The following is an 11,263-nucleotide window of genomic DNA, read 5'->3' as shown; positions in this document are numbered from 1 at the left end:
CCGGGCGCTTCCCTTCGGTGTGTTCACTACTTTAGCTGATTTCCCGCCCGGCTCCTAATCGAGCCTTCGGATCGAATTTCTGCGCAGCAGAAATAGACCCTGTCCGGGAATCGTCGGTAGTGGTTTGCCGCTCGTGAATCGAGGTGCTGCGGCCCGACCATGGTCGTGTCGACAGCGCTGCCCGTCTCAAGCGGCTCGGGCTACGTTAGGCGCCGGGGTGTCCAGAGTCAAGTTGCGTCTGACGGCGCGTCGGACTTCCGGCGGCGGGGGGTGTGCGCGCGGTACGGGCTCACCGTCGGGTCGCCGTCGATCCAGAAGCGGTACGGGTGCGTTGCGCCCTCGCCTCCGACGCCCGTACGCGGGCCGCTGAGCACCTGGTCGGCCGGGGCGGGGGCACCGGTGAGTATCGCCATCTGGGACTGCGGGCCGGCGCAGACGTCGATGCCGTTCAGTCGGCGGTCGATGCCGAGGGCCGTGGCGAGGCGCGCGGGTCCCTTGGCCAGTTCGCGGTCGTTGCGGGCGGTGGGACGGTGCTTATGGGCCCACTCGTGGCCGCTCAGGATCTCCCCCGCCCGCAGCAGCACCCCGCTGGGCGAGCCCGCCGGGCCGCACACCAGGCCCATGCAGTGCCACATGCATAAGTAACGCAGTGAACATGTACGTCGTCGCATCACCGGCAAGGCGGCGACAAGCAGGCAGGAGAGACAGACAGTGCGAGCGATCATCTACGCCAGGCTCAGCCCAACCCCGAGGGGCGAGGAGTCCAAGGGTGGGAATCTCACGCAACAGGTCGAACTGAGCCAGGTACTGTGCGACCGGAACGGCTGGACGGTTGTAGAGGTCATCACAGAGAAGGACTCTTCGGCGTCGAAGTTCCGCGTCGTTGAGGGCCGCAAGGTGTCGGCTCGCGGTGAAGGCTGGAGGCGCGTGGTCGAGCTGGTTCGGACGGGTACGGCTGATGTAGTCGTGGCCAGGCACTACGACCGCCTCTACCGGACAACACGAGACCTGGTCGAGCTGGTGGACCTGGCCGAGGAGACCGGCGTTCATCTGGCCGCCGCACAAGCTCAAGGCGTCCTGGACTTGGCGACCCCTTCGGGTCGCCTGGCCGCTCGCATCGGCGCTGCGGTAGCCGAGAACGAGACCGAGATGCGAGTAGAGCGTCAGGTGCTCGGTCATCAGCGCCGCAGGGAGTCGGGCAGGCCCTTCTGGAGCACTCGCCCCTTCGGCTTCGAGCGCGACGGCACGCATCGCGACGAGGAGGCGGAAGCCCTGCGGCGGGCGTACCGGGATGTCCTGGCCGGTGTCTCCCTGTGGTCCATCGCGAAGGACTGGAACGCTCGCGAGCTGCTCTCGCCGCACGGCAAGGAGTGGCGTAGCTCGAACCTCCGGGGCGTCCTCTTGAAGCCGAGGAACGCGGGCATCCAGACGTACTCCCAGTGGGTCGAGAAGCCGGATGGGCGACGCGTACGGGTGACCGAGGAGACCGGCACAGGCAACTGGGAGCCGATCGTCTCCGAGGGCATGTTCCGGGCCCTGGCGCGCTACCTGAGCGACCCTGAGCGCAACACGGGCGGCGGAGGGAAGCGCAAGGCTCTGTTGTCCGGCGTGGTCCGCTGCTCGAAGTGTCAGGCCGTCGTTACGCAGGGATGGAGCCGGAAGGACGCGGCAGGCGAGCGGTACCGCATCTACACCTGTTCAGGCGGCCGGTGCATCACATGCCCAGCAGACCCGCTTGACTCCTACGTGGTCCGGCAGGTCATCTCCCGGGCCGAGGAGTGGAACCAGGCTCCAGCCACGGATGCCGCAGACGAGGAGTGCGAGGCCGAGCTACTGGCCGAGGAGGTGGCCACATCCGAGAGGCGTACCGCCCTGGCAGAGATGTTCGCCGTAGGGGACATCGACGCATCGACCATGCGCGCAGGCATCGGCAGGTGCGATGCCGACCTAGCGAAGGTCCGGACCGAGCTGGCAGACCTGGCAGCGAAGCGGGTGCGGGTAGATCTGGGGGACGTCGAGTACCTGTGGGAGGAGCTGGACTACGAAGACCCCGACCGGATCGACTACGTGCGGACGGTCGTCATGCAGGTCTGCGAACTCGTCGAGCTGATGCCGAGAGGCCGAGGAGTCCGAGGGTTCAAGGCGGACCACTGCCGGATCACCTTCCGGAACCCGTGAGCGATGCGTGACGGCTGGCTGAGGACGATAGCCAATGGCGATGCCGATCGAGCTGCTCGGGAACTCGTAGGCGTGGAGTCCCAGGCAGAACTCCTGAAGCTGATGCAGCAGACAGTCGAAGAGTCCGGACTCGAATACCGGTATTTCGAAGGGTTCGGCGTCATAGTCGGCTGTCCCCGCTGCGGGGCGCCGAGTTCGAAGTTGGACGGCTGGAGCGCCGTTGATGACCGCAGGGACGACATGTACGCAGGAGTCCGTTGCGGCGAATGCGGGTGGGAAGAGGGCGGCGAGATCTAACGACGCCTCGCCAGAAGAACAGGGCTTCCGTAGGGGGCGACGCGCACTTGCGTCGGCCCCTTACTCGTGTGCACGAAAGGAGGATGCAGCCTGACGTACGCCACTCTCGACGAACTGAAGGGCCGCATCGGCTGGGACCTCGACCCTGACGAACTGCGGATGGCAGCCGGGGCGCTGGAAGACGCTTCAGACCTGGCGGCCACGTACGGCCGCGATTAGCCCGAGGACACGGCGCCTCGGCTGGTCAAGACGCTCGTCCTGAAGTCTGCGGCTCGATATCTGCGCAACCCGAACGGCTACACGCAGAGCCGGGCCGGGGACGATGATGGCGCTATCTGAATCTCCTCACCGTGCGCTCAGCGGGGGACGGAGCTGCTCTCCGAAGTTCCCCACCTGCAGGCCACTGCTCTGCAGTCAGCGGAGCCCCCGCGCCTGCGGATTCGCCCGTCGGCCGTCGATTCGGGGCCAGGCTTCGGCAGCCGTATCCCCTGGGTGCACACGGCCCCCTACGGGACACATTCCCAGGTTCGGTGGGGGACGCCCCCGATAGGCCGGAGGCCAGCGGCCTGTGAGTCTGCCGGTATGACCTCCAAACTCGTGGGCGTGCAGAGCCCCGCCCTCATCGCTCCGCTCCTGCTGGTGCTGTACGGCCTGCTGCGACTCGTCGACGGGTTAGACGGGGAGCACGGACCTGGGCTCGCCTGGAACCTCGGACACACTCTGTTCTTCATCGGCTTCGCACTCTTCGGCGTGGTGACGGTCAGGCTGCGTCAACCCGTCCCCGCCGCCACCATGCGCAGGCGTCTCCTCGCGAACGTGGCCGCAGCAGTCAGCCTGTTCGGCGTCGCCTGTTTCCTCTGGGTGATCCTCGGTGATCTGTTCGCAGACCTGGACACCGCGGCACCATTGCCTGAACCGCTGGAGATGATCGGCCCACTTGCGTTCCAGTTGGGCTGGCTCACCTTGCTGGTCATGCTGGTGGCCGCCAAACCGCGTCTGCTGCCCGTTTGGAGTCCCCTGCTGGTACTCGTGGGCTTCCTTCTGTTCGCGGCCAACCTCGACCTGCTGCCGATCGGCGCATTGCTCCTCATGGCCGGACTGACTCCTGTGGCCCGCATATCCAGGCCACCGTCCGCCACGGCACCAAGGGCAGCCGGCCTACCGGAAGAGAATCCGTCTTCTCGTTGAGGGCGCAACCAAATGGCGAGTGAAGAGCGTCCCTGGCCGTTTTCAAGGCTCTGGCCGCAGTTCCGTGAAAGCGCAGGTCAGCGACGGGAAGACACCGTCCGTCCCTCGATGTCCGTACTGTCGCGATCAATGCGCTCAGGGACGTAGGGACAGTGGTCGGCTGTCTTGTGATGATCGACGGCTCGGCCGGTTCACGCCTGGAACTCGGTGAGATCGATGGCGTGAACGCGCAGCGGGTAACCGTACACCGGGTGTGCCGTCTCCCGCTCGGGCACCATGCCGAGCTTGCGGATGACGTTCTCGGAGGCGTTGTCCCCCACCTGGTTGATGCTGATGACGCGGTCCAAGCCGCGGTCCTGGAGCGCGAACTCCAGCGTGGCGTGCGCGGCTTCGGACGCGTATCCCTGGCCCCAGAACTGTGAGCCGAGCCGCCAGCTGATCGCCACGGCGGGCATCATCTCCGGCAGGAACTCGGGCACGGACAGTCCCGTGAAGCCGATCAATTCGCCCGAGGCCAGCAGCTCGACGGCGAAGAGGCCGAAGCCCTCCTCGTCCCACTCCTCCTCCCATCGCTCGATGGCCTCCACCGTGTGGTCCAGGTCGCGCACCGAGCCGTCGTCGATCCAGCGCATAACCCGCGGGTCCGCGTTGATGTCCGCCATCGGCGCGAGGTCGTCGTCGTGCCAGCGGCGTAGGAGGAGACGGGATGTGCGGATCTCTGTCATGCGCCCATCCTGCCGAAGGCAAGCGCCTCATCGGTAATCCGGCGCTCGCCCGCGCAGAAGACCATCACGGCACGCCCGAGCGGGACGATGATCCGTCCCCTATCGAGAGTCGTAAGCGGTCGGCCGTTGATGTATCCGGCCGGCTGTTCTTCGTTGTGCACGGTGACCGTGACCCTGGCGGTACGGAAGAACGCCCCAAGGGGGTCATCCCCCACCCCTCCGGCCCGAGTCGGCATCCGTCGGCAGTCACCCGACCGGCCAGGGACGCGTCACGCGCCAGGCATACGAGCGATCACGCGTCTTCGGGCCCAGCTCGGTGCCGACTCAGCGGCGAGCCGTGAGCGAGGCGCACAGCGGCTCAGGCTCCGCCGGGCGGCTTGGCTCTCGGGCTCGGTCGGTACGCCGAGACTGTTGGATCATCGGCGAGGTAGAAGCGGTGCTGCCAGTCGTGGGCTCTACTCACGCCCACCCGAGGGCCGACCCGGATGAGCGCAGCGGGTACCGGATCGCCCTCGGACAGCACGACCGAGGCGCCCGTCAGTAGGTCTGTGCCGTTGTGTTCTGCCGTGATGCCGAGCGCCTGGCAGAAGTTCCCCGGGCCGCGCGCAAGGCGTGGGCCTTCGACCTTCGCCCCTCGCCGCTTGCGTGCCAGGTCTTCCCCTTCGATGACCCTGCCTGCCCGGATGAGGACAGCTGAGGCGATGCCGTCTGTTCCGGTGACGATGTTGGCGCACCAGTGGAGACCGTGAGACCGGTAGACGTACAGGTGTCCTGCGGGTCCGAACATGACGGCGTTTCGGGGTGTCCTGCCTCGGTAGGCGTGGGAGGCGGGGTCGGCCTTACCGGAGTACGCCTCGGTCTCCGTGATGGTGATGCTCACGGTTCCCTCGGGGGTCTCGTGGGTGAGGATGGCACCGAGCAGCTTGGGGGCGACTTCTTCAGCGGGGTGAGCGAGATTCACAACGTTCATGCTGAACGCCTTGACATGCCATAGATGAAGTAGACATACGCATGCCCGAACATCACGGCGTTGCGCTCCGTGCGGCCCCGGTAGGCGTGTGATCCGGGGTCGGCCGGGCCCGCGTACGCCTCCACTTCCGTCAGGCGCAGCTCGACCGCTCCGTCCGGCGTCCGGCGGACGAGGGTGCGCCCCAGGAGATCCGGGGCCACTTCGAGGACGGGTCGGTCGAAGAACCGGCGGGTCAGCGGCGTACGGTCGGGGGTTGCGATCACACGGCCCGAGCGTAGTGCAAGCGATATCAACGGGTGGTTGGAGTGGAGCCGGTCCGCTGACAGGGTGGGCCAACACGGAACCGCTCCCCGCCGTTCCGCGTTCCTAGGGTTCAACAGTGGTCGTCGTGCGATCAGAACAAGATGCAGGCGCGTCCTTGAGAGGGAGAACATGGGCTTCAAGAAGCTGCTCGCGAGTTTGGGTGCCGGTGGCGCTTCGGTGGAGACGGTGCTGACGGAGGAGAACGTCGTTCCGGGCGGCATCGTCCAGGGCGAGGTCCGGATCCAGGGCGGCTCGGTGGCGCAGGCGATCGAGGGGCTGTCGGTCGGTCTGCAGGCGCGGGTCGAGGTGGAGGGCAACGACCAGGAGTACAAGCAGGACGTCGAGTTCACCCGGCAGCAGCTGGGCGGCGCCTTCGAGGTGCAGCCCGGGGCGGTGCACGCGGTCCAGTTCGGTCTTGAGATCCCCTGGGAGACGCCCATCACGACGTTCCTGGGCCAGCACCTCACCGGGATGAACGTGGGTGTGACGACCGAGCTGCAGATCGCGCGCGCCGTGGACTCCGGTGACCTGGACCCGGTGAATGTGCACCCGATCCCCGCGCAGCAGGCCATTCTCGACGCCTTCGGCCAGCTCGGCTTCCGGTTCAAGAGCGCCGACCTGGAGCGCGGGCACATCCGTGGGACGCGCCAGCGGCTGCCCTTCTACCAGGAGATCGAGTTCTACGCGCCGCAGCAGTACCGCGGGCTCAACCAGGTCGAGCTGAGCTTTGTCGCGGACGACCGCGAGATGGACGTCGTCCTGGAGATGGACAAGAAGCCGGGCCTGTTCGCCGAGGGCGGCGACTCGTACCGGTCCTTCACCGTCAACCTCGGGTCCTACCAGGACACCGACTGGGCCGCGTACCTGAACCAGTGGCTCGCCGAGGTCGGCGGCAAGCGCAACTGGTTCTGATCGCCGCTGGGCCTGGCCTGCTTCGGCTCTTCGCGGGGCGTGCACCGTCTTTCCTCGGTGCACGCCCCGCGTGCTGTCACTCGTACCGTACGGTCAGCGGAGTGCCACGGTCGGCCCAGTGGCCGGTGGCCTCGGCGAACACCTCGGCCGCCGTCGCCGCGGCCTCGGGGGCGGCCGTACGGAATGCCTCCCAGCCGTGGACGCGCAGTACGAAGCCCTCCTCCGGCCGGCCCCACCAGGACAGGTCTCGTAGGCAGTCGGCGAGCGCGTCCCAGTTCTGGCCGAACCATGCGGGAAGGCCGAGGTCCTGGGCGCAGCGGTCGAGGAAGCCCGCCTTGTCCCGCACGCCGTCCAGGCGCAGGGTGGCGGTGTACCGGCCGGGGCCGGGCGGGGGCGTGGGCGTCGGTCCGGTCATGAGGGCATGGTGTCAGCCCGCGCGGCTGCGGTCTCGTTAGGCTGGCGGCCGATACGACCAGCGCGAGCAGCAGGAGGTTTCGACGTGTCCGAGCAGAACCGGCGCCCGCTCCCCCATGACTTCCATCCGCCGGTGCCGTCGTTCACCGTGGTGAGCGATGACGTCGAGCCCGGGGGCACTCTCAAGTCCGCCCAGGTGTACGCCGAGGGGAACACCTCGCCGCAGCTGCGCTGGGAGGGCTTCCCCGCGGAGACGAAGAGCTTCGCCGTCACCTGCTACGACCCGGACGCGCCGACGGGCAGCGGGTTCTGGCACTGGGTGTTGTTCGACATCCCGGTGGATGTGACCGAGTTGCCGGCCGGTGCGGGTAGTGGCACCACCGCGCGGAGCGCGAAAATCGAGCAGAGTGCGGGGCTTCCCAAGGGTGTGGTGCACGCCCGGAACGACTATGGCTCGCGCGACTTCGGCGGGGCCGCGCCGCCGCCCGGGGACGGTTCGCACCGTTATGTGTTCACCGTCTACGCGGTGGACGCGGAGAAGCTGGGCCCGGACGCCGACGCCTCGCCCGCGGTCGTCGGCTTCAATCTGCGCTTCCACACGCTGGCGCGCGCCCAGCTGATCGGCGAGTACGAGAACCCGGCCGCCGGCTGACAACCCCTTCCGCCCGCACCCCGACCGACCCGGTGTGCGGTGCGTACAGGTGCGTACAGGCCTTTTACCGGGCCTAAATTGCGTTGTCCTCGGCCTCGCTCCCGGCCAAAGATGTATCCCGGCCCGCCCGTACGCGCGGGCCGGGATTGGCCGGATGCGGAGGTGGTCGGGATGCGCGAGACATTGGTTCTGAACGCGAGCTTCGAGCCGCTGTCGGCGGTGTCGCTGCGCCGTGCGGTGGTGCTGGTCCTGCAGAACAAGGCCGTCATCGAACACGCCCACCCCGGACTGCGGGTGCGCGCCGCGGACGTCGATCTGCCCGTGCCGCTGGTGATCCGGCTGTGCCGGTACGTACGCGTGCCGTTCCGAAGACGCGCTCCGTGGTCGCGGCGCGGGGTGCTGGTCCGGGACCGGCACCGGTGCGCCTACTGCGGCCGCAGGGCGACGACCGTGGACCACGTGGTGCCGCGGTCGCACGGTGGCGGGGACACCTGGCTCAATACGGTGGCCTCCTGTGCGGAGGACAACCACCGCAAGGCGGACCGGACTCCGGAGCAGGCCGGGATGCGGCTGCTGAACGCGCCGTTCGAGCCGACGCCCTCGGATGCGCTGCTGCTGGCGCTGGGGGTGGCGGAGCGCGAGGGTCTGCCGGAGTGGCTGGCGCTGCCCGCCTGAGCCCTGGACCCTGAACCGTCCGAGGCCGGACCGGACTTGGTCAGCCCCTGATACATACGAACCCCCCGCGCCTTTCGCCGGCGCGGGGGGTTCGTACGTATCTGATCGCGGGTGTCAGTCGATCCTGGGCTGCTCCCGGCGCGGGGCGGCCTCCTTGCCGGTGGCCGCCGAGCCGCCGCCGTTGCCGCCCGCCATCGGGCCGAAGTTGCCGAAGGCGCCGCCGAGTCCCTTGAGGGCGTCGCCGATCTCGCTGGGCACGATCCAGAGCTTGTTGGCGTCGCCTTCGGCGATCTTCGGCAGCATCTGGAGGTACTGGTACGAGAGCAGCTTCTGGTCCGGGTCTCCGGCGTGGATGGACTCGAAGACCGTACGGATCGCCTGCGCCTCGCCCTCGGCGCGCAGCGCGGCCGCCTTGGCGTCACCTTCGGCCCGCAGGATCGAGGACTGCTTCTCACCTTCGGCGCGCAGGATCTCGGACTGCCGGACACCTTCGGCCTGGAGGATCGCGGCGCGCTTGTCACGGTCGGCGCGCATCTGCTTCTCCATCGAGTCCTGGATGGAGGTCGGCGGCTCGATCGCCTTGAGCTCGACGCGGTTGACGCGGATGCCCCACTTGCCGGTGGCCTCGTCGAGCACACCGCGCAGCGCCGCGTTGATCTCCTCGCGGGAGGTCAGGGTGCGCTCCAGGTCCATGCCACCGATGATGTTCCGCAGGGTGGTGACGGTCAGCTGCTCGATCGCCTGGATGTAGCTGGCGACCTCGTAGGTGGCGGCGCGGGCGTCGGTCACCTGGTAGTAGATGACGGTGTCGATGTTCACCACCAGGTTGTCCTGGGTGATCACCGGCTGCGGCGGGAACGGCACGACCTGCTCACGCAGGTCGACGCGGTTGCGGATCGAGTCGATGAACGGCACGACGATGTTGAGGCCCGCGTTGAGGGTGCGGGTGTAGCGGCCGAAGCGCTCGACGATGGCGGCGCTCGCCTGCGGGATGACCTGGATCGTCTTGATGAGTGCGACGAAGACGAGCACCACCAGGATGATCAGGACGATGATGATCGGTTCCACAGCGGCTTCCCCGTGCCCTTCATGCTTCTGGTTGATCGGGATGATCAGGTCTGGTCGTCGATCTCGATGGCAATGTCGATGATCTCGTTGGTCTCGATGATCTCGATAGCGATGTCGATCTCGAGTCGAGTCTGTCAGATCTGAGGGCCAGTTGGCAGCCGTGCGGCCTGGGGCTGGTATCCGGCTCGTATCCCCGTATGACGGCTCTGTGGTTCACATGACCTCGGTGGTTCACATGACCACAGCCGTGGCGCCGTCGATGTCCACGACGTCGACCTGCTGGCCCGGTTCATAGGCCTGGTCGGGGTCGAGGGCGCGGGCCGACCACACCTCGCCCGCGAGTTTGATGCGTCCGCCGCCGCTTGCGTCCACCCGCTCGAGGACGACGGCTTGGCGGCCCTTCAATGCCTCCACCCCGCTGGCCAGCACGGGCCGCTGGGTGCGGCTGCGCACCGCGATCGGCCGGACGACTGCGACCAGCGCGACGGAGACCGCGGAGAAGACCACGACCTGGAACACGGCGCCGCCGCCGAGCGCGTCGGTGATCGCGGCGGCAACTGCGCCGACGGCGACCATGCCGAATTCCGGCATCGCGGTCAGCACGAGCGGAATGCCCAGCCCTACGGCGGCGATCAGCCACCACACCCAAGGATCCACAAGGTCATGGTAGTTCTCGGGGTGTGTCCGGGAACAGAGCGCGGATCACCCCCGGGCCTCGGGTCAGGTGTATCAGAGGTATCAGAGGTATCAGGGGTGTCAGGGGTGTCAGCTCAGCGGCAGGCCCTGGGCGGTCCAGCGGTCGCCGTTGCGCTCCACGACCAGCGGGAGTCCGAAGCAGTGGGAGAGGTTGCGGGAGGTCAGCTCGGTCTCGACCGGGCCGGCCGCCAGCACCTTGCCCTGGCGGATCATCAGGACGTGGGTGAAGCCGGGGGCGATCTCCTCCACATGGTGGGTCACCATGATCATTGAGGGGGCGAGCGGATCGCGGGCGAGCCGGCCCAGGCGCCGTACGAGGTCTTCGCGGCCGCCGAGGTCCAGGCCGGCCGCGGGCTCGTCGAGGAGCAGCAGCTCGGGGTCGGTCATCATGGCCCGGGCAATGAGGGTGCGCTTGCGCTCGCCCTCGGAGAGGGTGCCGAACTTCCGCTCCACGTGGTCGGTCATGCCCAGGCGGTCCAGGAAGGCGCGGGCGCGCTGCTCGTCGACGGCTTCGTAGTCCTCGTGCCAGTGGGCGGTCATGCCGTACGCGGCGGTGAGCACGGTCTCGAGCACGGTCTGGCGGCGGGGGAGCTTGTCGGCCATGGCGATACCGGCCATGCCGATACGGGGGCGCAGTTCGAAGACGTCGACCGCGCCGAGCTTGTCGCCGAGGATCCGGACGGTCCCGTTGCTCGGGAAGAGATAGCTGGAGGCCACGTTGAGCAGGGTGGTCTTGCCGGCGCCGTTGGGGCCGAGGATCACCCAGCGCTCTCCCTCTTTGATCGACCAGGAGACCTCGTCCACCAGAGCCCGACCATCGCGGACCACGGATACGTCCACCAGCTCCAGAACATCGCTCATGAGCGCGTTGTCTCCCATTGCAGTCTCGAGTATCGCGTGCGCCTGTAGGCGCCGCCCCCAGGGGAAAACCTACGCCACGTATTGTCAGCGCCAGTCCTTAGGCTGGGGCCATGCTCGATGAACCGCGTTCAGGGCGCCTTGCCGCCTGGGGAAATGCCCTTCTTGCCGGACTTGTCTCTCCGGACGAGGCCGCGCATCGCATCGCGGCCGACGACGCTTCGCACCGTGTGGCCGATATGCCCGGGGAGACCGCCCCGGTCGGGCTGACGCTCGCGCTCGGGCGGCTGCGGGCGCTCGGGGCCAAGGGGCTGCGGGTGGCGCTGC

At 67.9% G+C, this 11,263-nt stretch carries 15 protein-coding genes and 2 pseudogenes; 8 read left to right on the top strand and 9 right to left on the bottom strand.

The genetic code is table 11. The features are described from left to right. Nucleotides 1-227 precede the first annotated feature (227 nt). Complete coding sequence (locus CCN51_RS24755; RefSeq protein ID WP_043487888.1) at nucleotides 228-635, bottom strand: DNA-3-methyladenine glycosylase; 408 nt, start codon at nucleotides 633-635, stop codon at nucleotides 228-230. 76 nt (nucleotides 636-711) lie between these two features. Between CCN51_RS24755 and CCN51_RS24750 the strand changes: the two genes are divergently transcribed. From CCN51_RS24750 to CCN51_RS24735, 4 genes are all read left to right on the top strand, one after another. Next, entirely contained in the window at nucleotides 712-2,178 is a 1,467-nt protein-coding gene (locus CCN51_RS24750; RefSeq protein WP_014180779.1) for a recombinase family protein, read from the top strand. Between the two features lie 3 nt (nucleotides 2,179-2,181). Continuing rightward, complete coding sequence (locus tag CCN51_RS24745) at nucleotides 2,182-2,475, top strand: hypothetical protein (RefSeq protein ID WP_143675884.1); 294 nt, start codon at nucleotides 2,182-2,184, stop codon at nucleotides 2,473-2,475. Nucleotides 2,476-2,541: 66 nt separating this feature from the next. Continuing rightward, a complete protein-coding gene (locus CCN51_RS57845) occupies nucleotides 2,542-2,694 on the top strand; it encodes a hypothetical protein (protein WP_238545494.1) in 153 nt (50 codons plus the stop codon). Nucleotides 2,695-3,057: 363 nt separating this feature from the next. Then, nucleotides 3,058-3,663, top strand: a complete 606-nt coding sequence (locus tag CCN51_RS24735; RefSeq protein ID WP_014180777.1) for a hypothetical protein — start codon at nucleotides 3,058-3,060, stop codon at nucleotides 3,661-3,663. A 191-nt stretch (nucleotides 3,664-3,854) separates the two neighbouring features. Here the strand turns inward: CCN51_RS24735 and CCN51_RS24730 are convergent, their stop codons facing one another. From CCN51_RS24730 to CCN51_RS24715, 4 genes and pseudogenes are all read right to left on the bottom strand, one after another. Then, a complete protein-coding gene (locus CCN51_RS24730) occupies nucleotides 3,855-4,388 on the bottom strand; it encodes a GNAT family N-acetyltransferase (RefSeq protein WP_014180776.1) in 534 nt (177 codons plus the stop codon). Further along, nucleotides 4,385-4,549 (bottom strand): hypothetical protein, encoded by a 165-nt coding sequence (locus tag CCN51_RS55065; protein WP_158104699.1) that lies wholly within the window; start codon nucleotides 4,547-4,549, stop codon nucleotides 4,385-4,387. The genes CCN51_RS24730 and CCN51_RS55065 overlap by 4 nt, the downstream gene beginning before the upstream one ends. 197 nt (nucleotides 4,550-4,746) lie before the next feature. After that, a complete protein-coding gene (locus CCN51_RS24720) occupies nucleotides 4,747-5,358 on the bottom strand; it encodes a DNA-3-methyladenine glycosylase (protein ID WP_043487886.1) in 612 nt (203 codons plus the stop codon). 14 nt (nucleotides 5,359-5,372) lie between these two features. Beyond that, a pseudogene (locus tag CCN51_RS24715) lies at nucleotides 5,373-5,621 on the bottom strand (DNA-3-methyladenine glycosylase); the annotation flags it as partial. A gap of 169 nt (nucleotides 5,622-5,790) precedes the next feature. Here CCN51_RS24715 and CCN51_RS24710 point away from each other — a divergent pair. Beyond that, on the top strand, nucleotides 5,791-6,573 hold the full coding sequence (locus tag CCN51_RS24710) for a sporulation protein (RefSeq protein WP_014180772.1): 783 nt from the start codon (nucleotides 5,791-5,793) through the stop codon (nucleotides 6,571-6,573). A 76-nt stretch (nucleotides 6,574-6,649) separates the two neighbouring features. On the opposite strand, the gene CCN51_RS24705 is transcribed toward CCN51_RS24710, so the two are convergent. Continuing rightward, complete coding sequence (locus CCN51_RS24705; protein ID WP_014180771.1) at nucleotides 6,650-6,988, bottom strand: barstar family protein; 339 nt, start codon at nucleotides 6,986-6,988, stop codon at nucleotides 6,650-6,652. An 84-nt stretch (nucleotides 6,989-7,072) separates the two neighbouring features. Between CCN51_RS24705 and CCN51_RS24700 the strand changes: the two genes are divergently transcribed. Next, nucleotides 7,073-7,639 (top strand): YbhB/YbcL family Raf kinase inhibitor-like protein, encoded by a 567-nt coding sequence (locus tag CCN51_RS24700; RefSeq protein ID WP_014180770.1) that lies wholly within the window; start codon nucleotides 7,073-7,075, stop codon nucleotides 7,637-7,639. A gap of 171 nt (nucleotides 7,640-7,810) precedes the next feature. Continuing rightward, complete coding sequence (locus CCN51_RS24695) at nucleotides 7,811-8,314, top strand: HNH endonuclease (protein WP_014180769.1); 504 nt, start codon at nucleotides 7,811-7,813, stop codon at nucleotides 8,312-8,314. A 114-nt stretch (nucleotides 8,315-8,428) separates the two neighbouring features. Here CCN51_RS24695 and CCN51_RS24690 read toward each other — a convergent pair whose 3' ends face one another. From CCN51_RS24690 to CCN51_RS24680, 3 genes are all read right to left on the bottom strand, one after another. After that, complete coding sequence (locus CCN51_RS24690) at nucleotides 8,429-9,382, bottom strand: SPFH domain-containing protein (RefSeq protein ID WP_014180768.1); 954 nt, start codon at nucleotides 9,380-9,382, stop codon at nucleotides 8,429-8,431. A gap of 231 nt (nucleotides 9,383-9,613) precedes the next feature. Beyond that, complete coding sequence (locus CCN51_RS24685; RefSeq protein ID WP_078610700.1) at nucleotides 9,614-10,039, bottom strand: NfeD family protein; 426 nt, start codon at nucleotides 10,037-10,039, stop codon at nucleotides 9,614-9,616. A gap of 108 nt (nucleotides 10,040-10,147) precedes the next feature. Then, a complete protein-coding gene (locus CCN51_RS24680; RefSeq protein ID WP_043492096.1) occupies nucleotides 10,148-10,939 on the bottom strand; it encodes an ABC transporter ATP-binding protein in 792 nt (263 codons plus the stop codon). A gap of 110 nt (nucleotides 10,940-11,049) precedes the next feature. On the opposite strand from CCN51_RS24680, the pseudogene CCN51_RS57840 reads away from it, so the two are divergent. After that, nucleotides 11,050-11,263: pseudogene (locus CCN51_RS57840) on the top strand (hypothetical protein); the annotation flags it as partial.

This window comes from Streptomyces milbemycinicus (assembly GCF_002154605.1).
Classification (GTDB): Bacteria; Actinomycetota; Actinomycetes; order Streptomycetales; family Streptomycetaceae; genus Streptomyces; species Streptomyces milbemycinicus.
The sequence above is the reverse complement of the archived record's forward strand: the minus strand, read 5'-3'. Positions and strand labels throughout refer to the sequence as shown.